The organism is Clostridium tetani (genome assembly GCF_900167265.1).
Classification (GTDB): domain Bacteria; phylum Bacillota; class Clostridia; order Clostridiales; family Clostridiaceae; genus Clostridium_G; species Clostridium_G tetani.
In genome coordinates, this window is record NZ_FUWT01000003.1 from 23,808 (window position 1) to 45,940 (window position 22,133).

A 22,133-nucleotide genomic window follows, 5' to 3' on the forward strand; every position below is an offset into this window, starting at 1 on the left:
CCTATTCTAATAGCCACGTAAACTTATCAATTTTAACAGTAGAGGCATTCTTTAAATCATTATGAATAAACTCAAAGGTTCCTCTATCTTTAAGTTTAAGATAATTTGGATATACATATATTGAATTAGACTTTAACACAGTTCCCTTTGAATCTAATATTGAATAAAAAACTTCTACAGAGTAAATAGGTTTGGTTCCTATATTTTCTATTTCACCTTTAACGATAAACTCACCTTTTTCATTAAAGGAACCATTTATTGATAAGGATTTTACTGAATCGGTTTTATTTTTAGTTTCTTCTTCTTTAGCTGAATTAATAGCTTGTTCTATTCTTTTTTGTTCATCTATCTCAAATTGTTCCTTTTTCCTTTGAATTATATTTTTAAAGGATAATAATTTTTCATTATCCTTATCATATTGTAAAGCTTTATCTAATTCTTTTACGGCTTCATCAAAGTGTTTCCTTTTTAAATAGTTATCAGCATTAACATAGGCTATATTTGATATTTCTTCTTTTACTTTTTCTAGTAATGCTTGGCTCTCCTCAGATTCAATTTGAGATATTTTTATATAATAGGGTATTAACTGGTCAATAGTATTCTTATTGGTCATATTATTTTTTATTTGAGCAATCAATATGCTATTTTTTAAACTAATTTGTTGTTTCTTTAAAGTAGACCAAAAGGGACCAGTAGAATTTTCTAGTTCTTTTTCTAGAGAAGATAATTCCTTTAAAGCTTCATTATGCTTACCTTGCTTTTTAAGATTTTCTATTTTGGATAAAAGTTTTTGAAAATCTCTACCTTTCACTAAAAATTCCAAGTTCATTTGTAAAGAAGTATAGTTAGGTCGCTTAACCACAAGCTTTTCCACTATTTTTAAAGCATTATCTAAATCACCGGATAATGCCAAAGCTTCTGATTGGGACTGCCAAGAAAGGATACGTTTATTTAAATTGTTTTCGTAAATGTAAGTGCATCCTATTATAAAAAATCCAATAAAAGCAGAGGCTATTGGAACTGTAAAATATAGTTTGTTCTTGGAAAAAAAATTATTTTCCTCTGCATCTCTATCAATTATATCTTTAGGAGAAATCTGATTATTTTCATTAGATATTTGTAAGTCTTCTTTTTTATATATAATAGTATCTTCGTTTTTATTTTTATTAGAATTAGAAGATAGCAAAGCGGTTACCCCCTTTAAATATAACTGTTAAGTCCTCTAATGGAAACCTCACCAGATATTATTTTATTTAAATTATCATCTTTATCTTTAATTATTAAAAGACCTTCATCATCTATATCCATAGCAGTTCCTTGTAAAACTTCATTTCCTTTTATAATTTTAATTTCTTTTCCTAAAAGTATAGAGTTTTCTCTACAAATTTTAATAGAAGATAAAATATTTTTTTTATTTAAATATTCATTATAAAGTATTTCAAAATTATTTAAAATAGTGGAAACTAACTCCTGTCTATTTATATGTATACCGCTTTCTATTTTTAAAGAGGAAGCTATAGTGCTTATTTCTTCAGGAAAACTATCCTTTTCCATATTGACATTTATGCCAATCCCCAATACTATATAGTTTATTTGATTCAGCTCAGCATCCATCTCTGTTAAAATTCCACAGACTTTTTTATTATTAATTATTATGTCATTAGGCCATTTTATATATGATTTAATTCCGATTTCATTAAAGCTTTTACAAAGAGCTGCTGCGGCAATTTGAGTTATTTTAGAGGCATTAACAGGATCAACATCAGGCTTTAATATTGTTGACATATATATTCCTTTTCCAAAAGGAGAATACCAATCTCTTCCTAGTCTTCCTCTTCCTGAAGTTTGTAACTCGCTTATAACCACTGTGCCTTCAGGAGAATTAAGTGCTAACTCTTTAGCTTTATTATTTGTAGAATCAACTTCTTTATAATACATAATATTTCGCCCCATATTAATAGTATTTAAATAGGGTTCAATTTCTTCATATGTTAATATATCTGGTGTAGAAATAAGTTTATATCCTCTATTTGGTATAGATTCTATTTCATACCCCGCCTCTTTTAATGAGTTCATACATTTCCATATAGCAGTTCTAGATACTTGAAATTCATCACTTATGCATTGACCAGATAAAAAAGTATCTCTATTTAATTTTAAAAGTTTTAAAATAGCTTTTTTCATTATGAGTACACCTCCAAATTAAGATTCAAATATTATTATAACATTAGTTTGAATTAATGGATTCAGATATTTTATGGTAATTAGTAAATGCTGTTAACATACCACCTAAAGTACCAGCTATTAAGTCTATCATGGTATCCGTTACTCCAGTAAAGCTAGAACCTTGCATATCTAAGCCAAGTAAAGAATCTATTGCAAATTCATATATTTCCCATAAAACACATCCTAAAGCCACAAAAGATATTATATATAAAAATATAAATTTTTTTGGCAATTTTTTAAGAAGATTTTTATCTTTGATTAAATTTTGTAGAATATCTATAGAGAAGAATCCTAAGATTATTCCAGAAACAAAATGTAACATTGTATCCCACCAAGTAAATTTATAAAATCCACTTAAGGTTCCTAAATAAAGAGATATAAAGATAAATATAACTACAGATAAATTTAATTTATTATCTAAAGTTTTTTTAAAAAGCTTAAAATAAATAAAGGAAAAAAAGGTCAAAACAATAGAGGAAAAAGAAATTAAGGCAAAGTAGAAATCTTCTATAATAAGATAATTAATTCCTTTAATTAAAAATAATATCCTTATTAGATATATTATAATCTCAATATAATACTTAGGATAAGTTTCCATTTTTACACCACCCAATCTTACAAATTGTTTAATAAATGCTACTAAATATTAATACTAAAAGTAGTATTGATATATGTTACATATTTTATAACAAGTAATAACAAAATAATTGTTACTAATACTAGTATTGATTTTAATAGAATTCTTTTCAAAATATATCAGTCCTTTCTAAAAGTGCTATTGCATAAATATAATACAACATATATATATAATAAAAAATTAATAAATTGTTAATCATTAATTATCATTACCTATATGGCTATATGATATAATCTAATAAAGGTTATTATACATAAAGAAGGTGATATAATGGATTTTATAAATAGAAATATAAATACACTAATAAGAATGATAGTTCCAATAGGAATGATAATTTTAGCTTTTGTATTGTTTACTACCGTGTTACCTTTCATATTATTACTGATAGCAGCTGTTTTTGGAATGAATTTTTTAATGAAAAAGTTTAGTAAGATCAGGAATAACGTAAAATATAATAATAATAAAATAGATATAGAAGAAGTTAAAAATGAAGAAAAAGTATTTAATGGAGAAATTATAGATGTAGAGTATAGAGAAGTAGAAAAGTAACTTTAATGGAGGAATATGATTCTATGAGGTATGAAGGAGTTGTATATAGACCACCCAGTGAAGCCAACAGTCTAATTATACAAACCACTATTGGATGTTCTCATAATAAATGTAGTTTTTGTTCTATGTATAAAGGTAAGAAGTTTAGAGTAAGAGAACTAAAAGAGATATTTGAAGACTTAGAGCAGGGTAGATTATATTATGGAAAAATAAATAGAATATTTTTAGCAGATGGAGATGCGCTTTGTTTAAAAACGGAAAGTTTAAAAAAAATATTATTAAAAATAAAGGAAACTCATCCACAATGTGACAGAGTTGGTATATATGGTACAGCTAAAGATATACTAAGAAAATCCATAGAAGAATTAAAAGAACTTAAAGAGTTGGGATTAGGAATAATCTATATGGGACTGGAAAGTGGTAGTGATGAAATTTTAAAAGACATAAATAAAGGAGTTTATTTAAAAGATTTTATAGAAGCTTCTAAAAAGGTAAAAATTAGTGGGATAAAGCTATCTGTAACTGTAATATCAAGCCTTGGTGGAAAGGAAAAGTGGAAAGAACATGCCATAGAAACGGGGAAGGCAGTAAGCTTAATAGATCCAGATTACCTAGGAGTATTAACTCTTCTTTTAAATGAAGATACCAAAATGGCTGAACAGGTGAAAAAAGGAGAAATCACTTTATTAAAGCCAGAAGAAGTTATGATAGAAACAAAATTAATGTTAGAAAATATGGATGTAACTAACTGTATATTTAGAAGTAACCATGCCTCCAATTATGTTCCCTTAAAAGGTACCCTACCAAAAGATAAAGAAAAATTAACAAGAACAATAGATAATATATTAAGTGGAGATTTTTATTATAAAGAAGATGAATATAGATTATTATAGAAAAAAATAGCTTTTGTAAGTCAAAAGCTATTTTTTTCTATGTAATGAAACTTATAAAGTACGTATTTAAAATAGTCTTAATATTAAATTTTAAACTTCGTGTTTTTTATAAGTTTTATTCTTTATAAACAATATTCATAATAATCTCATTATTTTGTTTATTCTATTGAAATGATGTGGTAATAATGATATAATTAGGTAAAATAATGAAGTGAAGTGTCTTATTATGGTACTACATAGCTATTCTGCCTTAAGATATAAGAGTAATATTGTCTTAATAACACCATTTTACTAATAAAGCTTTTAAATTATGAGCAGGGCTTTAAATATTATTTTAGGAGGGGGATTTATGGGTAATGCCAATTCAAATGTTTTAAAGAATAAGTCTAAATTATCTAAAGTATTAAGTTTTATTCATATTGTGTTAGTGGTATTTTTAGGATTACTGGTTTTATTATACAAATTGGAAAAAAGTAATATAAATCATATATATATAATGATTATAAACATTATGGTAATGAGCTTTAAGTCAATATCTAATATAATTATTATAAAAAAAGAACAAGGAGAAAATTTATATTTTAATAAAAATGCAATAATTACAATATCTAGTGTACTAGAAAGTGTAGTGGCAATAATTAATTTAATTTGTTTTTTAATTTACTTTTTTAATAAGTTTACTAATTAGTGGAATAAAGTGTTGATATTTTGTTTATTGAAAGTTAAGTTACTAAGATGGAGGGATCAAGTATGAATAAAAAAAGTGTTATAGCATTTATATTAATGCTATCGTGTATTATTAGTTTAATTAAACCTCAAGTAGTATTAGCTCAAGGAGTATCAGTTGATTTTGAACAAAGTTTGCATCAAGAATTAGATAGATTAGGATATAGGGAAGGTATGAATCCAAGTAGTGATGAAATGTTAGTATTTTTGAGGAATCTAGGGTTTACAGATAAAGAGTTAATAGATTTATATCAGAGTGATGCTAATAGATTCAATTCTAAAATTATGTTACCAAGTGGTTTAAGACAAGCCAACAGAAAAGACTATGTGGAACCTAATAAAAAAAATAATAATAATCTGTTATTTGCATTTCCAAGTAATCCGAGAGAAGGGCAAAAGCACATAGAATCATATAATATAAATTTTGCAAATCTTGCAAGTGACTTAGGTTATGCTGGAGGAGGTATAGCAGGAGCATGTACATTTATAGCTAAATTGACTCCTAGCGCAGTTTTAAAAGCAGTTATAAAAAGTGTAGGTGTTATAGTAGGATCTGCTTTAGGTGTTGCTGCGTGGATAAGTCATTTAAGAAGTAATGTTCATACAGGAGTTAGGGGTAAGTCAGAATTTGTATATGGAAGAACAAATGATTTATATTTAGATTGGATTTATATTCAAGGAACAAGAACTAGAATATATTACTAATAAAATCAATTATTCAATGTCATTTTTAAAAATAAATAAAATATTTATAGAATACTTTATTCACGATTAGTAGATATTATTAATAATTAACATTATTTAGATAAAGCAAAGACATCTATATATTCAAGATATTTAAATATATAGATGCCTTTGGAATTATTATATACTCTTTACATAGTTTACATAGATATTTTACACTTTTTAATCAATAAGGTTAGACATATTTGTTGCTATGTCATTTAATTCTTCAGCACTAGTATTTAATTCTTCAGATACAGCAGTATTGTTTTCAATAGCTACTGTTACTGTTTTGAATTCATCAACTATTAATTCAGTTCCATTTGAAATTTTTTCATTTAAATTAACTACAGTATCTATTTCTTTTAGTAATTTATTAATAAATATAGTTATTTCATTAACATCTGTGTTAACATTATTTAAGTTATTAATATTAGTTTTTAATTCTTTTACTATATCCGTTAATATTCTAACTCCACCTGTGATATTTGTATTATTATTTAGCATAAGATTTTCCACATCCAATATACTAGATTTAAAATCATTTATTATTTTTGCGATATTTTGCAAAGATTTATTAGTATTATCAGATAAAGTTCTTATTTCATTAGCAACTACAGCAAATCCTTTACCGGCTTCTCCAGCTCTTGCTGCTTCAATTGAAGCATTTAATGATAGTAGGTTTGTTTGCTCTGAGACGTTAGCAATAACGGCTATAATTTGATCTATCTCATTAGATTTATTTTTTAGAAATTTAGTAGAGTCAAATGTTTTAGTTGTTCCTTCTTTTATACTATAAATAATACTTAAAATTTCATTTAGAGATTCTTCATTTTTATTAAATATTGATACTAATTCTTTGGAAAAATTACCAGTCTTAACTACTTTATCAGAAGTTTGATTACTGCTATAAAGTAAATCTTGTAATATTTCTTTATTCTTTTTTGTATCCTCCATTACACTATCTGAGCTTTGATTAATATTGTAACAGCTAGCGGATATCTCCTGTAAAGCATTAGCAGATGTTTCAGAAGCAGTGGTCAAATCTTTACTAGAAATTACTAATGTATTACTTATATTTTTAATTTGATTAAATAAATTTGTCATTTTATCATTATTTTTTATTAATTTATCTTCTGAGTTACTAGATTTTTCTAGCAAATTAGCAGCTGTAACAGATAATAAATAAATCCCTGAAATATTTAATAGTATAACTGTGACTTTAAGTGTCATATCTATTATTAAATTTTCACCTAAAGGAATTAGAGAAGGTTTTAGAATTAATAATATTACTTCTGATATAAATGCAAAAATAGCACTTACAGTTATTATTTTTTTGTTTAAAAACAAACAAGTAAATGTCATAAAGTATGGTATAGCTAAACAAAATTCATTACTTGGAATTGTATAATTAAAAGTTATACAATTAATATATGCAATTATAACAAACATAAATCCAATATTATTATAGTTATCATCAATAAAATTTTTATTGGATTTTATTTTTTTATGTAAAATAAAAAGTATAAGTAATTCTATAATGGAAACCGCAATATAAATTTCTAATTTAAATAGTTCAAAATTATCATATACATTAAATAATTTTAAACATATCATAATTATATTACCTAATACAACGCCGAAAGCAAAACTTTTCATTATTACATTAATTGTATTTCGTTGAAATTTTGATAAAGTACTATTCAAAACTACATCCCCTTCTAAAATAAATTTTACCACTTATAAAGTAATGCTGTGATAATGCAACCAGCAGCTACAGAACACATTATACATAATTCACTTTCATTAAAGGGTTTTTCTTGTATTCTATCGTGTAAGGCAAGCAATGGGCTACATGGACCGGTATAGCCATATTTATCTGCTATAAATGTAAATCTATTGTGTGGTAAGCTCATAGCATCCATTGTTAATTCATTATATTCAATAGAGAACTGAGATAAAAAGAATTGAGTAACATCTTCAGGTTTATAATTGTAATCTGTTAACAATTCTGTTATTACATCAGCTGAACTTTGTGGTATAAAATGAGAATTGAAGTTATCCCATCTTAATCTCTTTTCAAATTCATCTATATTTTTATCAAATATTTTAGACATGCCGCATGCTGGGAATTGTATAGCTTCTATATATTGAGAATCTGTAAAGGATCTATGACCTAAAAATCCTCTTTCTATTTCTTCTTCTTGCACTTCTAATATCATAGCTGTGGAATTGTCTCCAACTGTAGCGTATGATATTATATTATCTTTTCTAGAATTTCTTAGGCAACCAAAAGCTCCAACAACTAAAGCTCTTTTATATTGTTTATTTAATTTTAAAAGACTTGTTGCAACATTTAATCCTTGTAACATACCTATACAATCACAATTAACATCAAGTACTTGATGAGCCTTTGAATTTAAACCATCTCTAATTAACATTGCTCCAGTTGGTGATAAGAATTCTGGTGTGTTAGAAGCTGATATTATTACATCAATATCATTAGGAGTTAACCCAGCCTTTTCTAAACATATTTTACTACTAGCTAATGACATAGTTATAACCGTTTCGTTTTCATCCATCATGGAAATAGTTTCTCTTCCTATTTCATCCATTAGCTCCTTAGCTTCATTTTGTGAACCATATTGTTCGAAGTGTTGGATAAGCTCATTCTTATGAACCTTTTTGTGGGGTACATATGTACCTACTGATTTAATAATTACGTTTCTGTTTAATTTAGTCATTTTTGTCCTCCATTTACTCTGTTTATATTAATTTATTATATATTTGAGAATACACTTTAATTATTCGTATTTTTTTGTAATATCTTTACCAAATTTGTATTTAAAGAACTTAATTTGTTTAAAAATAGATATTTAAAAGTGATTTTGTAATAAAAACTACAACTTAGGAGAAAATAATAAAAGTTGTTATTAGAATTTGACATAATTTTTAGTATATTCATATAGACAGGAATGGAAAAAGAGTATATAATAGGTCTAGAAAAGGTTTTCATAAATGAAGTTTTTGACTTTATTCGTAATTATAATTTCATAGGACAAAGGGTAATAGTGTTGAGGGATTTTTTGATAGGATAATAGAAAAGGTTTTCTTTTATCATTTTAGAAGTAAGAATAATAGTAATAACACTATTACTTTTATAATATAAATACAACATGATTATGTTAATTAAATCATGTAAATTTGGGGGTGTCTTAATGAAAAAGATTATATCACTTGTTACCGCAGCGGTATTAGCAACTACTCTATTTGCAGGTTGTGGTTCTGGAAAAGAGAAAGGAGGAAAAGAAGGAAAAGAACTTAAAGTGGGAGTAGCCCTATATAAGTTTGATGATACTTTTATATCTACAGTTAGAGATGCTATTAAAGAAAATTCAGATGTAAAGTCTAAAGAAACAGGAGAAAAAATTGTTATAAATGCTGTTGATGGACAAGGTCAACAAGCAACCCAAAATGATCAAGTAGATACATTTATTACTCAAGGGTATGATGTTATAGCTGTTAATATGGTAGATAGAACTGCAGCTTCTGTTCTTATAGAAAAAGCTGAAAAAGCTAATATTCCTGTTGTATTTTTCAATCGTGAACCTGTAAAGGAAGATATGGATAAATGGAATAAGATGTATTATGTAGGAGCAAAAGCTGAAGAATCGGGAGCTATGCAAGGGCAAATAATTGCAGATTACTGGAAGAAGAATCCTACAGCAGATAAGAATAAAGATGGAAAGTTACAATATGTAATGTTAGAAGGAGAACCAGGACATCAAGATGCAATACTTCGTACAGAACATTCAGTTAAGGAGTTAGAAAAAGAAGGTATAAAAACAGAAAAATTAGCTACAGATACTGCAAATTGGCAAAGAGCACAAGGACAAGAAAAAATGTCAGCTTGGTTATCTGCTTATGGGGACAAGGTAGAAGCAGTATTTGCAAATAACGATGATATGGCTCTAGGAGCTATAGAAGCTCTTAAGGCAGCAGGTTATTATAAAGGAGATAAATTTATACCAGTTGTAGGTGTAGATGCTACTGCACCAGCATTAGATTCATTAAAAGCAGGTGAAATGCTAGGAACGGTATTAAATGATGCTAAAAACCAAGGAAAAGCTATATTTGATATAGCATATTCATTAGCTAAAGAGGAAGATCCTATTAAATCAGTAGAGGGAATAACTGATGGGAAATATAAATGGGTTCCATATAAATCTATAACTAAGGAAAACTTAAAGGATGTAGAAAAATAGAATATATTAGTTCAGGGAAGATTTTCCCTGAACATTATTTACATATCACATATGTAGAATAATTCTCAAAGAGGTGTATCTATATGGTGGAAAATAATATTATCTTAGAAATGAATGGTATTTCCAAAAATTTCCCTGGTGTAAAGGCTTTAGATGGAGTAGATTTAAAAGTAAAAAAAGGAACAGTACATGCTTTAATGGGGGAGAATGGAGCTGGAAAATCTACACTTATGAAGTGTCTCTTTGGCATATATAGATCGGATGATGGGGAAATAGTTTTAGGTGGGAAAAAAGTACAGTTTAAAAATGCAAAAGATGCACTAGAAAATGGAATTTCTATGATTCATCAAGAACTTCATCCAGTACCACATAGAAGTGTTATGGAGAATGTGTGGTTAGGTAGATTTCCTGTAAAAAAGGTATTTGGATTGGGCATTGTTGACCATAAAAAGATGTATGAAGATACAAAGGATTTATTAGGTAAATTGAAAATGAATATAGATCCAAATACATTAGTTTCCAAATTATCAGTATCACAAGTTCAAGGTTTAGAAATTGCAAAGGCTGTTTCTTATAATTCCAAAATAATAGTTATGGACGAGCCGACTTCTTCTTTAACAGAGAATGAGGTTACTCATCTTTTTAATATAATTAGTGATTTAAAAAATCAAGGAGTAGCAATTATATATATATCTCATAAAATGGAGGAAATTTTAAAAATTGCTGATGAAGTAACTATAATGAGGGATGGTAAGTATATAGGGACTTGGGAAGCAGAAGGGCTTACAACGGATTTGATTATATCAAAGATGGTAGGAAGAGATTTAACAAATAGATTTCCACCTAAAGAAAACACCCCAGGTGAAGTTATAATGAAAGTAGAAAATTTAACTTCAGCTAATAACAAATCCTTTAAAGATATAAGTTTTGAACTAAGAAAGGGAGAAATATTAGGAATTGGAGGCTTAGTTGGAGCTCAAAGAACAGAACTTGTTGAGTCTATATTTGGATTAAGGAAAATAGAAACAGGGAAAATATATATAAATGGACAAGAAGTTAAAATTAAAAGTCCTATAAATAGCAAGAAATATGGTATTGCTTTGTTAACAGAAGAGAGGCGCTCAACTGGAATTTTTCCAGTATTAACAGTAGGTGACAATACTATAATAGCAGGTTTAGATAAATACATTGATTTAAAATTTGTTGTAAATCAAAAAAGAGGAATGAAAGATATTAAAAACAGTATAGAAAAACTTAATATAAGAACACCTTCTCATGCTACTCAAATAAAAAATCTTTCTGGTGGAAATCAACAAAAAGTTATTTTTTCAAGATGGTTACTTACAGAACCAGATGTATTAATAATGGATGAGCCTACAAGAGGAATAGATGTAGGTGCTAAATATGAAATATATAGTATAATATCTGACCTATCAAAAATGGGAAAGAGTATTATAATGATATCTTCTGAAATGCCCGAATTAATTGGAATGTCTGACAGAATAATGATAATGTGTGATGGAAGATTAAGCGGAATAATAGAGGGTGAAGAAGCTACCCAAGAAGAAATAATGAAATATGCTACTCGATTTATTTAGTATGTAAGGAGGTTTTTATATGTCGGAATTTGTAAACAAGGAGAAAAAAATAAATACAAAAAATATAAAAGAATTTGCAGGTAAGTATGCAATATATTTGGTTCTTTTAGCTTTGTTATTATCCATAGGATTTCTAGATAGTAATTTCCTTTCAAAACGAAATATTATAAATGTATTAATTATAGCATCTGTACGTGTAATAATAGCACTAGGTGTTGGTGGAGCATTGATTACCAGAGGAACAGATTTATCAGCAGGACGTGTAGTTGGATTTACTGCATGTATATCGGCTAGTTTATTACAAAGACCAGATTATGCATATAAACTATTTAAAAATGCACCTCAACTACCTTTAATAATACCTATATTATTAGTAATATTTATAGGGCTTCTTATAGGTGTAATAAATGGATTAGTTGTAGCTTACTTAAAAGTACCTCCTTTTATAGCTACTTTAGGAATGATGGTTATAGTATATGGAGCAGCATGTATATATACTAATGCTCAACCTATAGGAGGTCTAAGAAAAGATTTTTCAGAACTGGGAACAGGGTCAACGCTAGGTATACCTAATTTAATAATAATTGCTGGACTAGTAATACTTGTAATGTGGTTTATATTAAATAAAACTAAGTTTGGAAAACATATATATGCCATAGGGGGAAATCCAAATGCTGCAGAAGTTTCAGGGGTAAATGTAGATCTTACACTTGTAAAAGTTTATGCATTAGCGGGAGCTTTATATGGATTAGCAGGAGCATTACTAGCTGCAAGAACAGGTGGAGCTACAAATAATTATGGTCTAATGTATGAATTAGATGCCATAGCTGCGGCTACTATAGGAGGAGTTTCAACTTCAGGTGGAATTGGAACGGTTCAAGGTATAATAACAGGTGTTTTAATATTTGAGGTTTTAAATAATGGATTAGTTATCTTAGGTGTATCTGCATATTGGCAACAAGTTATAAAGGGAATTATAATCATAGGAGCTGTAGCCTTTGATATTAGAAAATATATTGCTAAAAAATAATATTTTCAATAATTTAATAGAATTTGCCATAATGAAGTGATAGAATAAATTAAAGGAATAATTGTAACTAACTAAAGATGCCAAAAGGATGATTTAATGATGCCAACTATTAATGACGTAGCAAGAGAAGCAGGAGTTTCTATAAGTACAGTATCAAGAGTCTTAAACAATAATTACCCTGTAAAAGAAGAAACGAGAAAGAGAATAGAGGAAGCTATAGAGAAGCTAAATTACAAGCCTAATATGTTAGCAAGAAGTCTTATAACTAAAAAAACTTCTACTATAGGGGTAATTGTTCCGGGAATAACTAATTTATTTTTTCCTACTATAGTAGAGAGTATAGAAGATTATAGTAAAGATCAAGGATATAGTATTGTATTATGTAATACTAGAGGAGAAGCTTTAAAAGAAAAAGAAATTATAGAAAATTTAATGTCAAAGGGTGTAGATGGAATAATTATTATAGACCCTACCTTAGATAATTTGAAAAACAAATATTTAGAAGATATATCAATGAAATTACCCATTATAATAGTAAATGGATCACCAGAAGAACTTAAAGGTAATTTTATATGTTATGATGAAAAAGTTGGAACATTAGAAGCTTTTGAATATTTGTTGGAATTAGGTCATAAGGAAATAGCATTTATAAGAGGCTCTAAGAGCTATTCCTATGATATTAAAGAGAAAATTTATACAGATATTATAGAAAAAAATAATTTAAAGTATAATGAAATATTAGACGTAGGTAAAGGTAATAGTATAGAAGTTGTAGAAAATACTCAAAAAAAGGTTGAAGAATTTCTTTTAAATAAAAATAAACCTACGGCCATATTTGCATGTAATGATTTAATGGCATTAGGTGTTGTAAATGCATGCAATAAGTTAAACTTAAATGTACCACAGGATATTTCCATAATTGGATTTGACAATACATTAATATCTAATATAATCCATCCTAAACTTACCACAGTGGATCTTAATATGAAAAGAATAGGTAACATAGCTGCTTTAAAATTACTAGAGATTATAGAAGATAAAAATAAATCCATAAAGTATACTATGGAGACCAAACTTATAGTTAGGGAAAGCTGCTATTAAAATGAGTTTAATTAAAAAGTGTGTGCTTATGCACTTTTTAATTAAATTTGTAGAAAAGGTTTTCTGTAAGGAGGTAATTATTTATGATTGATATAAAAAGAGAGATAGAAAGATTACTCATATTTGGTAAGAAGAATAATTTAATTGAAGAAATAGATAAAGTAGCTGCTAGAAATTCCTTATTAGAATTATTTAAATTAGATGAACCTTACAAAGAAGATGTAGAATTTGAGGACATAAATACAGCAACAGATATATTAAATAATATGTTGAAGTATGCAATAGACAATGACATTATAGAGGATACCGGAACTGATAAAGATTTATTTGATACTAGAATAATGGGTGTTTTAACTCCAAGAGCATCGGAAATAGTGAGAAATTTTTATAACATCTATCATAAAAAAGGAGCTAAGGAGGCTACTAATTATTTTTATAATATAGCAAAGGCTTTAAATTATATAAGATGTGATAGAATTAATAAGAATTTGAGCTGGAAACATGATACAGATTATGGAGATATGGAAATTACTATAAATCTATCAAAACCTGAAAAAGATTCGAAAGATATTGCTAAAGCAAAAAATGTACCTCAAATCTCTTATCCTAAATGCCCTCTTTGTTTAGAAAATGTAGGTTATAAAGGAAGATTAGATCACCCAGCAAGACAAAACCATAGAGTAATACCAGTAGAATTAGAAGAGGAAAAATGGTATTTACAGTATTCACCCTATGTTTATTATAAAGAGCATTCCATATTATTTTATGAAAAACATGTACCTATGAAAATTTCTAATAAAACCTTTCATAGATTTTTATGTTTTATAGAAAAATTTCCTCATTATTTCATAGGTTCTAATGCTGATTTACCCATAGTAGGTGGATCTATTTTAAACCATGAACATTTTCAAGGAGGAAATCATGTTTTTCCAATGGAAAAAGCATTAATAGAAGAAGAATTTCATCATGAATCATTTAAAGATGTTAAATTGGGAATTGTAAAATGGCCAATGTCAGTTATTAGACTAACATCAAAGAACAAAGATGCCTTGGTAAAGCTTTGCCAATATATTTTAAGTAGCTGGAGAAATTATGATGATGAAGAATTAGATATATTAAGCTATAGCTTAGAGAAGAACAAGAAAATTCCTCATAATACCATAACTCCAATAAGTAGATTAAATTCTAAAGAAGAGTTTGAAATGGATTTAGTTCTTAGAAATAATAGAGCTAATAAAGCACATCCAGAAGGTATATTTCACCCACATAAAAGGTATCACAATATAAAAAAAGAAAACATAGGATTAATAGAAGTAATGGGACTTGCTGTTCTTCCAGGGAGATTAAAAGAAGAATTAAATTGTATAGAAAAAATTTTAATGGGAAATAAAGAACTATTGTTAAAGATAAAATCTGATGAAAATATCTTTATGAAAAAACACTTACAATGGATAGAAGAACTTTTAAATAAATATGGAGATAAATTACTGAAAGAAGAAGCAGAGAATGTAATAAAAGAAGAGGTAGGGGAAATATTTACAAATATATTAAAAAATACAGGAGTATTTAAAAGAGATGAAAAGGGTAAATATGGATTCATAAAATTTATAAGATCTATGGGATTTATCAAACATTAATGGTGAAATGGAGGAATAATATGAATATAAATGAACTTAAAAAAGAATTTATAAAGATTTACGGAGAAGGTTCCATGAGAAACTTTTTTTCACCAGGGAGGGTAAATCTCATAGGAGAACATATAGACTATAACGGAGGACATGTTTTTCCATGTGCTTTGAACTTTGGAACTCTAGGATGTGTAAGAAAAAGAAAAGATAATAAAGTGAATTTAGCATCTACTAATATACCATTAAAAGTTTCAATAAATTTAGAGGATATAAAATATGAAAAGAAACATGGATGGGGTAATTATCCTAAGGGTGTTATAAAAGAAATCATTGATAAAGGGTATAAAGTTGGAGGAATGGATATATTGATAAGTGGAAACATACCAAATGGTTCAGGATTGTCCTCTTCAGCTTCTTTAGAACTTTTAATCGCAATTATGATAAATAATATATTTAACGATGGAAAATTAGATAAGGTAGAATTAATTAAGTTGAGTCAAAAAGCAGAGAATGATTTTGTTGGATTAAATTGTGGAATAATGGATCAATTTGCAGTGGCTATGGGAAAAAAAGATATGGCTATACTATTAGATTGTAATACCCTAGAATATAAATATGCTCCTGTAGATTTAGGGAATTATGTTATAACTATAATGAATACTAATAAAAGAAGAGAGTTAAGTGATTCTAAATATAATGAAAGAAGATTAGAATGTGAAAAGGCTCTTAAATTAATTAACAAAGAAAAGAAAATAAACTATTTATGCGAACTTTCTTTAGAGGAATTTGAAAGCTTAAAATATTTAATAAAAGATAACAGGGTATTAAACAGGGCAACTCATGTAGTGTATGAAAATGAAAGAGTTAAAAGAGCTTACTATCTTTTATCAAAAAGAAATCTAAAAGAATTTGGAAAGCTTTTAGCAGAATCTCATTTTTCACTACGGGATTTATATGAAGTAACAGGAAAAGAATTAGATGCCATAGTAGGTGAAGCACTAAATGTTTCAGGTTGTATTGGTGCTAGAATGATTGGAGCTGGATTTGGAGGATGTGCTATAGCTTTAGTAGAAAAGAGTAAATTAGATTTATTTAAGAAAAAGGTTTCAAATAATTATAATAAAATAATAGGGTACAAGCCAGGGTTTTACACAAGTGAAATAGGAGAAGGCACTTATGAAATATAATTGTGCTTTAGAGACAACTAATGGATATTACGATACTATAGATATGGCTAAAAAGAATAATAAGTTAAAAGTTTTAGAATCAAAAGAAGAATTGAATTTTTATATAAAATTACAATTAAAGAGTATATAATATTAGAACTTTGGGAGGAATAAATTTGAGTATTTTAATATGTGGTGGCGCAGGATACATCGGAAGTCATATGGTAGCTAGACTTTTAGAAGAAAAAGAAGACATAATTATATTAGATAATTTTCAAAAAGGACATAGGAAGGCTATATTAGGGGGGAAAGTATATAAAGGAGATATTAGGAACAAAGCCTTACTAGATAAAATATTTAATGAGAACTCAATAGAAGGAGTTATAGATTTTGCAGCTAGTTCTTTAGTTAGAGAGAGTGTAGAAAAACCTTTAGAGTATTTTGATAACAATATAGGTGGTACTATAGTATTATTAAAAAGTATGATAGAACATAACGTGAAAAATATCGTATTTTCATCTACAGCAGCAACCTACGGAGAACCAGAAAATATACCTATAAGGGAAGAAGATAAAACTAATCCTACTAACCCCTACGGTGAGTCTAAATTAGCTGTAGAAAAAATATTAAAATGGTGTGATAAAGCTTATGGATTAAAATACACTGTTTTAAGGTATTTTAATGCAGCGGGAGCATATGACACAGGAAAGATAGGAGAAGACCATAGGCCAGAAACTCATTTAATTCCTATAATAATAGAAGTAGCTTTAGGAAAAAGGGATAAAATACAAGTATTTGGGAATGATTATAATACAAAGGATGGAACTTGTATAAGAGACTATGTTCACGTTATGGATCTTACAGAGGCTCATCTCTTAGCCATGAATAAATTAAAGAATGGAGGAAAAAGCGGAATTTATAATCTAGGAAATGGAGAAGGATTTTCAGTAAAGGAAGTAATAGATATGGTCCAAAAAGTTACAGGTAGAAAAATAAAGTGGGAAGTAGCAAATAGAAGAAAGGGAGATCCGAGAGTATTAATAGCATCTTCTGAAAAGGCAAAAACACAGTTAGGTTGGCACCCAAAATATAATTCTTTAGAAAAGATTATAGAAACAGCTTGGAAATGGCATAAAAATAACCCAGATGGTTATATGTAGTTTTATAGGCTATAGTGTTTATTTTAGTAAGACACTATAGCTATTCTATGTATAAATTTGTATAAAAATTTAATAAATTGTAACCTTTCTATAAAATATTAAAAATAAAGAAGGAATAAGTAGAAGTTTATTGAAGTATATAATCTGGTGCCATATTTCAAATATGAATTACCTATAAGCATAACAGGATATGTAAAAGGGGTGAAAATAATTGGAGGCTAGTAACGCAAAAGTAGTGGACGATTATATAAATATGTATTTAAAAGAGATTGGTCAATCAGATTTACTTACAGCTGAAGAGGAAATTGATTTAGCAAAGAGAATTGAAAAGGGCGATGAAAGAGCAAAAAGTGAGTTAATTAAAAGTAATTTAAGATTAGTTGTTAGCATAGCTAAGAAGTATATAGGAAGAGGATTAAGTTTTTTGGATTTAGTGCAAGAAGGAAACCTAGGATTGATGAAAGCTGTAGATAAATATGATTATAAAAAAGGATATAGATTTAGTACTTATGCTACTTGGTGGATAAAACAAGCGGTAACAAGATCAATAGCCGATCAATCAAGGACTATAAGAATACCTGTACATATGAATGAAGTGATTAGTAAGATGATAAGAACTAAAAAGAAATTAGAACAAGAATTAGATAGAGAACCAACAGAGGAAGAAATAGCAGAAACAGCAGAAATTTCTATAGAAAAAATAAAGAGAATATATAATGTTTCTCAGGATCCTGTATCTTTAGAAACACCTGTAGGTGAAAACGAAGATACTATATTACAAAATTTTATATCAGATGATAGATATTTACCAGAAGATAAAGTAACAGAACAAATGTTAGGAGATACATTATCTAATGTTTTATCTACATTATCACCCAGAGAAGAAAGAATAGTTAGATTAAGATACGGTTTAGTTGGAGATGGAGAGAGTAGAACCTTAGAAGAGATTGGAAGAGAATTTAATTTGACAAGGGAAAGAATAAGACAAATAGAGGCAAGAGCAATAAGAAAACTTAGACATCCAACTAGAATTAAGAAATTACAAGGCTATTTTGAGTAAACCATAAGCTAGGAGATTAAAGTTTCCTAGCTTATTTTATACTTTCAAAATATCTTTTATAACTTGAGAAGCTATAATCATTCCAGCAACGGGAGGAACAAAAGATATACTTCCAGGTGCTATTTTTTTTCTAGTTTTTTTAATAGAATTGGTTGATGATTCATCATTGGATTTTATTTTTATAGGTACTTCTTCAGAATAAAGGACTTTTAAATTAGGTATATTTCTTTTTCTCAATTCATATCTCATAACTTTAGCTAATGGACAAACTTTTGTTTCATATATATCCGCAATTTTAAACCTTGTAGGGTCTAATTTATTTCCAGTACCCATTGAACTTATTATTGGAATATTTTTATCTTTACATAGACTTATAAGTGAAAGTTTAGAGGATACAGTATCTATAGCATCTATTACATAATCCGCATTAGGAGTTATTATATCCAGTAAATTATTTTCTTTAGCAAAAATTTCATGTGTTATTACATTACAATTAGGATTTATAGATTCTATTCTTTTTTTCATAACTTCTACCTTAGACATACCTATAGTATTTAAATTAGCGATTATTTGTCTATTTAAGTTACTTATTGAAACTGTATCATTATCAATAAGTATTAAATTACCAATACCACTTCGAGTTAATGCCTCAGTTGCAAAACTCCCAACTCCACCAATACCAAATATTACTACAGTACTATTTTTTAATTTTGAAAGGTTATCTTCACCAATTATTAGTTCAGTTCTTGAAAAAGCATGTTCTTCCAAAAAATACACCTCCTAAAAAAGTGCGATGCACTTTTTTTATTAATGAGCAACTAACAATGAACAATTATTGTTCATTCTTCATTATTCCTTGTTCATTAATAAAAATTTTGTTACGCAAAATTTTTATCTTACGAATTGTAGTATGAACATATAATAAATTGATATTTACACAAAGTCAATATAAAAAAAGAATTTGGGGAAAATAATATAGAATATATAAAAAAGGGAGGGAGATGTAATGGAAGATAGAGTAAAGAAGTTTATAAATAGAATAAGAGAAGTTAATATAAAAACCTTTGGAAATTATGAAAAGTTAGATTATAGGAAAATATATAAAGAAAGATTAGAAAAAGCACAAAAAGAAGATGAGCCTTTAAATTAATGTAACTTCCTTTACTATTGTTAAATTAATATGTAGAATAATAAACATAGTATAGATAAAGGTAGTGATTTTATGTTTAGTGAAGATTTATTAAAAAGTGATAGAATTAAGATTACAGCACTTAGAGAAGAGGATATAGAAACCATAACTAAATGGTATGAGGATACAAACTTTTTAAGAGTATTTGATTTTAATCCTAGTGCCCCAAAAACTAGTTGGAAAATTAGAGAATGGCTTATGGAAGAAGTGTCTAGTTCTAATAATTATTTTTTTGCTATTAGAAAAAAGGACGCAAATAAAATATTAGGCTATGTAGAAATAGAAAAAATAAACTGGAACAATGGAGTAGGTGGTATAGCAATTGGTATAGGTGATAGCAGTGAATGGGGAAAAGGCTATGGCAGTGAAGCCTTATCTTTAGCTATGGATTTTGCTTTTAGAGAATTAAACCTTCATAGACTACAATTAATAACTATAAGTTACAATGAAAGGGCAATAAAATCCTATGAAAAACTAGGATTCAAAAAAGAAGGTATCTATAGGGAAGCAGTAAATAGAGATGGTAAGAGATACGATATATATCTTTATGGAGTATTAAAAAGAGAATGGAAAGAATTAAAGAAAATAGGCTGATTAACAGCCTATTTTAATATATGAATGTAAAGAATTTTTATTTTTTACATTTTTCCATTACAAAACATTTTTTACTATCAATATAACCATAAACATCTACTAAAGCTTCACCAAATCTTTGGAAGTGTACTATTTCTCTTGCCCATAAAAACTTTAATACATCTATTACGTCCTGATCATCTGTTAATTTTATTAAATGCTCATAAGTTGAACGAGCTTTTTGTTCAGCAGCCATATCTTCATGTAGATCTGTAACAGGATCTCCATGAGCTTGAATATACGCTGCCGTCCAAGGTACTCCATTTGCATCTGCTGGAAATAATGCTTTATTTCGTATAGCGTAATTGGAGCCTAAACCAGCTTCTACTAGTTCTTCTACTGTTGCGTCCTCGGTCAATTGATATATCATAGAACATATCATTTCAACGTGAGCTAACTCTTCAGTACCTATATCAGTTAAAAGAGCTTTAGATTTTCCAGTAGGCATTGTATATCTTTGATTTAAGTATCTTATTGCTGCACTAAGTTCTCCATCTGGTCCTCCATATTGGGTAAGTAGAAATTTAGCCATTTTTAAATCTTTATTTTTTATTTTTACAGGATGCTGTAATTTTTTTTCATAAATCCACATAATCTAATTCCTCCTATTAAGTTTACTCCCAAGGCCAAGGTTCTTCTACCCATTGCCAAGGACAGTTACTTTTTGCATGCCCAAAGTTAGTTAAGGGACCAAATTTCTCTTCATATAGATTTTTTAATCTCATTAAACTTTCGCAGACACAATTATAATCGCATATAGCTTTTTGATTATTAGGGTTATTGTCTAAGTATAAATTTAATTCTACTGCTGCAAATTCATACTCTTGAATTGTTTTTAATAATTCTAAACGGTTAGAATTATTATGATGACATGAACATTCCATTAATATCCTCCTAGAAATTGATTTTACTTACAATAAGATTTTTCTGGATAGGGAATATATAAATTAACAAATAAAGTTCCCCTTTTTAATGCCTCATTAAGAGGAAAAAGTTTTCCATAAGGTTGGTGTGGAATATAAGCTCTTGTTAATTTACAATTTCTAAATGTGCAACAGTTTCCATAATGGCTATGATAAGGATTCATATAAGGATTACAATTTTGGTACAAAGTTTGTTCACTCCTCAAAATTAATACAATAACATACTATTCAGATAAATAAAAAATGTTAATAAAAAAGTAGACTTTTATTTAGTCTACTTTTTTATTTATCTTATTCATCTAATATACTTTTTTTATGAAGAAATTCTTCTTCGCTTATTTCTCCTAATGCAAATTTTTTATTTAATATATCGGATACACTTTCAGATTTTCTAGTTACAGGAGTTAATTTAGACACAATGAAAGTAACAGCAAAATATATTAAAGCAGCAAATATTATAAAATTAAGTATCCCAAATATAGGGAATCCTCCTAAAAATGAACCTTGTATAGGATAACTCTTGGTAGATCCTCCAAAGTTTGAAAACATGTTCATGCAATTAAACACAATATATACACATCCTTTTAATAAAAATATTTAAAGTTTAAATTAATTATAGAAGTTTC

Annotated in this window: 24 protein-coding genes and 1 pseudogene; 15 read left to right on the forward strand and 10 right to left on the reverse strand. The window is 27.7% G+C overall.

What is annotated here, in order from left to right; translation table 11 throughout:
- Window position 1: 1 nt before the first annotated feature.
- The 3 genes from B5D21_RS02350 to B5D21_RS14520 are packed head-to-tail and all read right to left on the reverse strand — an operon-like array spanning window position 2 to window position 2,824.
- The gene (locus B5D21_RS02350; RefSeq protein ID WP_011099111.1) at window positions 2–1,186 is read right to left on the reverse strand and encodes a tetratricopeptide repeat protein; all 1,185 of its coding nucleotides are present in this window, start codon (window positions 1,184–1,186) and stop codon (window positions 2–4) included.
- Between the two features lie 14 nt (window positions 1,187–1,200).
- On the reverse strand, window positions 1,201–2,184 hold the full coding sequence (locus B5D21_RS02355) for a biotin--[acetyl-CoA-carboxylase] ligase (RefSeq protein WP_011099112.1): 984 nt from the start codon (window positions 2,182–2,184) through the stop codon (window positions 1,201–1,203).
- Window positions 2,185–2,227: 43 nt separating this feature from the next.
- Window positions 2,228–2,824, reverse strand: a complete 597-nt coding sequence (locus tag B5D21_RS14520; protein ID WP_052042388.1) for a DUF2238 domain-containing protein — start codon at window positions 2,822–2,824, stop codon at window positions 2,228–2,230.
- A 309-nt stretch (window positions 2,825–3,133) separates the two neighbouring features.
- Between B5D21_RS14520 and B5D21_RS02365 the strand changes: the two genes are divergently transcribed.
- The 4 genes from B5D21_RS02365 to B5D21_RS02380 all read left to right on the forward strand — a co-directional run bounded on the left by B5D21_RS02365 (window position 3,134) and on the right by B5D21_RS02380 (window position 5,736).
- Window positions 3,134–3,412 carry a hypothetical protein gene (locus B5D21_RS02365; protein WP_035125384.1) on the forward strand — a complete coding sequence of 93 codons (279 nt, stop codon included), beginning with the start codon at window positions 3,134–3,136 and terminating at the stop codon, window positions 3,410–3,412.
- Between the two features lie 23 nt (window positions 3,413–3,435).
- A complete protein-coding gene (locus B5D21_RS02370; RefSeq protein ID WP_035125382.1) occupies window positions 3,436–4,305 on the forward strand; it encodes a radical SAM protein in 870 nt (289 codons plus the stop codon).
- Window positions 4,306–4,654: 349 nt separating this feature from the next.
- Complete coding sequence (locus tag B5D21_RS02375; protein WP_035110222.1) at window positions 4,655–4,993, forward strand: hypothetical protein; 339 nt, start codon at window positions 4,655–4,657, stop codon at window positions 4,991–4,993.
- Window positions 4,994–5,055: 62 nt separating this feature from the next.
- Window positions 5,056–5,736, forward strand: coding sequence for a hypothetical protein (locus B5D21_RS02380; protein WP_035110220.1), 681 nt, complete (start codon window positions 5,056–5,058; stop codon window positions 5,734–5,736).
- A 201-nt stretch (window positions 5,737–5,937) separates the two neighbouring features.
- Here B5D21_RS02380 and B5D21_RS02385 read toward each other — a convergent pair whose 3' ends face one another.
- The gene (locus B5D21_RS02385) at window positions 5,938–7,461 is read right to left on the reverse strand and encodes a methyl-accepting chemotaxis protein (RefSeq protein WP_052040385.1); all 1,524 of its coding nucleotides are present in this window, start codon (window positions 7,459–7,461) and stop codon (window positions 5,938–5,940) included.
- A 26-nt stretch (window positions 7,462–7,487) separates the two neighbouring features.
- On the reverse strand, window positions 7,488–8,498 hold the full coding sequence (locus B5D21_RS02390; RefSeq protein WP_011099118.1) for a ketoacyl-ACP synthase III: 1,011 nt from the start codon (window positions 8,496–8,498) through the stop codon (window positions 7,488–7,490).
- 474 nt (window positions 8,499–8,972) lie between these two features.
- Here B5D21_RS02390 and B5D21_RS02395 point away from each other — a divergent pair, with 474 nt between their 5' ends.
- From B5D21_RS02395 to rpoD, 9 genes and pseudogenes are all read left to right on the forward strand, one after another.
- A complete protein-coding gene (locus B5D21_RS02395) occupies window positions 8,973–10,019 on the forward strand; it encodes a galactose ABC transporter substrate-binding protein (protein WP_035110217.1) in 1,047 nt (348 codons plus the stop codon).
- An 83-nt stretch (window positions 10,020–10,102) separates the two neighbouring features.
- On the forward strand, window positions 10,103–11,617 hold the full coding sequence (locus B5D21_RS02400) for a sugar ABC transporter ATP-binding protein (protein WP_011099120.1): 1,515 nt from the start codon (window positions 10,103–10,105) through the stop codon (window positions 11,615–11,617).
- Window positions 11,618–11,636: 19 nt separating this feature from the next.
- Entirely contained in the window at window positions 11,637–12,647 is a 1,011-nt protein-coding gene (gene mglC, locus B5D21_RS02405) for a galactose/methyl galactoside ABC transporter permease MglC (protein WP_011099121.1), read from the forward strand.
- A gap of 96 nt (window positions 12,648–12,743) precedes the next feature.
- Window positions 12,744–13,748 carry a LacI family DNA-binding transcriptional regulator gene (locus B5D21_RS02410; protein ID WP_011099122.1) on the forward strand — a complete coding sequence of 335 codons (1,005 nt, stop codon included), beginning with the start codon at window positions 12,744–12,746 and terminating at the stop codon, window positions 13,746–13,748.
- A gap of 83 nt (window positions 13,749–13,831) precedes the next feature.
- Window positions 13,832–15,385: a UDP-glucose--hexose-1-phosphate uridylyltransferase gene (locus B5D21_RS02415; RefSeq protein WP_011099123.1), complete on the forward strand. Its 1,554-nt coding sequence runs from the start codon at window positions 13,832–13,834 to the stop codon at window positions 15,383–15,385.
- Between the two features lie 20 nt (window positions 15,386–15,405).
- Window positions 15,406–16,563 (forward strand): galactokinase, encoded by a 1,158-nt coding sequence (locus B5D21_RS02420; RefSeq protein WP_035125380.1) that lies wholly within the window; start codon window positions 15,406–15,408, stop codon window positions 16,561–16,563.
- On the forward strand, window positions 16,553–16,693 hold the full coding sequence (locus B5D21_RS14020) for a hypothetical protein (RefSeq protein WP_155274202.1): 141 nt from the start codon (window positions 16,553–16,555) through the stop codon (window positions 16,691–16,693). The genes B5D21_RS02420 and B5D21_RS14020 overlap by 11 nt, the downstream gene beginning before the upstream one ends.
- 25 nt (window positions 16,694–16,718) lie before the next feature.
- The gene (gene galE / locus B5D21_RS02425) at window positions 16,719–17,702 is read left to right on the forward strand and encodes a UDP-glucose 4-epimerase GalE (protein WP_035125378.1); all 984 of its coding nucleotides are present in this window, start codon (window positions 16,719–16,721) and stop codon (window positions 17,700–17,702) included.
- 235 nt (window positions 17,703–17,937) lie between these two features.
- A pseudogene (gene rpoD / locus B5D21_RS02430) lies at window positions 17,938–18,762 on the forward strand (RNA polymerase sigma factor RpoD); the annotation flags it as partial.
- Window positions 18,763–18,798: 36 nt separating this feature from the next.
- Here the strand turns inward: rpoD and B5D21_RS02435 are convergent.
- Window positions 18,799–19,530, reverse strand: a complete 732-nt coding sequence (locus B5D21_RS02435) for a tRNA threonylcarbamoyladenosine dehydratase (RefSeq protein ID WP_035110212.1) — start codon at window positions 19,528–19,530, stop codon at window positions 18,799–18,801.
- Window positions 19,531–19,768: 238 nt separating this feature from the next.
- Here B5D21_RS02435 and B5D21_RS14025 point away from each other — a divergent pair, with 238 nt between their 5' ends.
- Entirely contained in the window at window positions 19,769–19,912 is a 144-nt protein-coding gene (locus B5D21_RS14025; RefSeq protein WP_155274203.1) for a hypothetical protein, read from the forward strand.
- Window positions 19,913–19,984: 72 nt separating this feature from the next.
- Window positions 19,985–20,545 carry a GNAT family N-acetyltransferase gene (locus B5D21_RS02440; RefSeq protein WP_011099128.1) on the forward strand — a complete coding sequence of 187 codons (561 nt, stop codon included), beginning with the start codon at window positions 19,985–19,987 and terminating at the stop codon, window positions 20,543–20,545.
- Window positions 20,546–20,582: 37 nt separating this feature from the next.
- Here B5D21_RS02440 and B5D21_RS02445 read toward each other — a convergent pair whose 3' ends face one another.
- The 4 genes from B5D21_RS02445 to B5D21_RS02460 form a co-directional block, all read right to left on the reverse strand.
- Window positions 20,583–21,176 (reverse strand): manganese catalase family protein, encoded by a 594-nt coding sequence (locus B5D21_RS02445; RefSeq protein ID WP_011099129.1) that lies wholly within the window; start codon window positions 21,174–21,176, stop codon window positions 20,583–20,585.
- 22 nt (window positions 21,177–21,198) lie between these two features.
- Window positions 21,199–21,468, reverse strand: coding sequence for a spore coat protein CotJB (locus tag B5D21_RS02450; protein WP_023437718.1), 270 nt, complete (start codon window positions 21,466–21,468; stop codon window positions 21,199–21,201).
- Window positions 21,469–21,491: 23 nt separating this feature from the next.
- Window positions 21,492–21,671, reverse strand: coding sequence for a spore coat associated protein CotJA (locus B5D21_RS02455; protein WP_045923660.1), 180 nt, complete (start codon window positions 21,669–21,671; stop codon window positions 21,492–21,494).
- A 127-nt stretch (window positions 21,672–21,798) separates the two neighbouring features.
- Window positions 21,799–22,074 (reverse strand): SHOCT domain-containing protein, encoded by a 276-nt coding sequence (locus B5D21_RS02460; protein ID WP_035110208.1) that lies wholly within the window; start codon window positions 22,072–22,074, stop codon window positions 21,799–21,801.
- Window positions 22,075–22,133 lie beyond the last annotated feature (59 nt).

Bases quoted from the DNA above. Each gene is read 5' to 3' on its own strand.
- B5D21_RS02440 (WP_011099128.1), top strand. From the start codon at position 19,985: ATGTTTAGTGAAGATTTATTAAAAAGTGATAGAATTAAGATTACAGCA.
- B5D21_RS02420 (WP_035125380.1), top strand. From the start codon at position 15,406: ATGAATATAAATGAACTTAAAAAAGAATTTATAAAGATTTACGGAGAA.
- B5D21_RS02450 (WP_023437718.1), bottom strand. From the start codon at position 21,468: ATGGAATGTTCATGTCATCATAATAATTCTAACCGTTTAGAATTATTA.
- B5D21_RS02380 (WP_035110220.1), top strand. From the start codon at position 5,056: ATGAATAAAAAAAGTGTTATAGCATTTATATTAATGCTATCGTGTATT.
- B5D21_RS02445 (WP_011099129.1), bottom strand. From the start codon at position 21,176: ATGTGGATTTATGAAAAAAAATTACAGCATCCTGTAAAAATAAAAAAT.
- B5D21_RS02410 (WP_011099122.1), top strand. From the start codon at position 12,744: ATGATGCCAACTATTAATGACGTAGCAAGAGAAGCAGGAGTTTCTATA.
- B5D21_RS02390 (WP_011099118.1), bottom strand. From the start codon at position 8,498: ATGACTAAATTAAACAGAAACGTAATTATTAAATCAGTAGGTACATAT.
- B5D21_RS02455 (WP_045923660.1), bottom strand. From the start codon at position 21,671: ATGAATCCTTATCATAGCCATTATGGAAACTGTTGCACATTTAGAAAT.
- B5D21_RS02400 (WP_011099120.1), top strand. From the start codon at position 10,103: ATGGTGGAAAATAATATTATCTTAGAAATGAATGGTATTTCCAAAAAT.
- B5D21_RS02365 (WP_035125384.1), top strand. From the start codon at position 3,134: ATGGATTTTATAAATAGAAATATAAATACACTAATAAGAATGATAGTT.
- B5D21_RS14025 (WP_155274203.1), top strand. From the start codon at position 19,769: ATGGAAGATAGAGTAAAGAAGTTTATAAATAGAATAAGAGAAGTTAAT.
- B5D21_RS02375 (WP_035110222.1), top strand. From the start codon at position 4,655: ATGGGTAATGCCAATTCAAATGTTTTAAAGAATAAGTCTAAATTATCT.
- B5D21_RS02395 (WP_035110217.1), top strand. From the start codon at position 8,973: ATGAAAAAGATTATATCACTTGTTACCGCAGCGGTATTAGCAACTACT.
- B5D21_RS02415 (WP_011099123.1), top strand. From the start codon at position 13,832: ATGATTGATATAAAAAGAGAGATAGAAAGATTACTCATATTTGGTAAG.
- B5D21_RS02370 (WP_035125382.1), top strand. From the start codon at position 3,436: ATGAGGTATGAAGGAGTTGTATATAGACCACCCAGTGAAGCCAACAGT.
- B5D21_RS02355 (WP_011099112.1), bottom strand. From the start codon at position 2,184: ATGAAAAAAGCTATTTTAAAACTTTTAAAATTAAATAGAGATACTTTT.
- B5D21_RS14020 (WP_155274202.1), top strand. From the start codon at position 16,553: ATGAAATATAATTGTGCTTTAGAGACAACTAATGGATATTACGATACT.
- B5D21_RS14520 (WP_052042388.1), bottom strand. From the start codon at position 2,824: ATGGAAACTTATCCTAAGTATTATATTGAGATTATAATATATCTAATA.
- mglC (WP_011099121.1), top strand. From the start codon at position 11,637: ATGTCGGAATTTGTAAACAAGGAGAAAAAAATAAATACAAAAAATATA.